At 59.1% G+C, this 533-nt stretch carries 1 protein-coding gene; it reads right to left on the bottom strand.

Annotation, left to right across the window (positions count from 1 at the left end):
• Positions 1-100: 100 nt before the first annotated feature.
• Positions 101-533, bottom strand: a 433-nt coding sequence (locus JK635_RS28075) for an ATP-binding protein (protein WP_202653113.1), incomplete at its 5' end; no start/stop codon positions are given.

Below are 533 nucleotides of genomic sequence, written 5' to 3'. Positions count from 1 at the left end.
TCATTGGCAAGCTGGCTGCGTTCCAGCGCAATCAACGTCAGTTCAAGGTCCTTGGGATTGTCTTCAACCAGCAGGATGGGTTTGAGCATGGCGGTCATTCTTAAACAGGTAATCGCTTCGGTATGGAAAATGAAAATACGGCGCCTTCGTTGGGAGCGCCTTCTGCCCAGGCCCGTCCGCCGTGCCGCTCGACGATGCGGCGCACATTGGCCAGGCCGATGCCGGTGCCTTCGAATTCCTCCATGCGGTGCAGTCGCTGGAATACGGCGAACAGCTTGTGGGCATAGTCCATGCTGAAGCCGACGCCATTATCGGCGACATGGAAGATGAACTCGTCCGGGGTTTGCTCTGCGTGGATGGAAATGACGGCGACGGGCCGGTTGCGGCTGTATTTTACGGCATTGGCCACCAGGTTATAGACCGCCAGCTCGATGAAGGTGGCATCGCAGCGGATCACCGGCAGCGTGCCGACCTTCCATTCGATGCTGCGGCCCTGCGTATCCTGCTTGACCCGCTTGATGGCCGCCTGCACG

It is taken from the genome of Neobacillus paridis, assembly GCF_016765675.1.
Classification (GTDB): Bacteria; Bacillota; Bacilli; order Bacillales; family Cytobacillaceae; genus Neobacillus; species Neobacillus paridis.
This window is presented reverse-complemented; position numbering and strand designations above follow the sequence as displayed.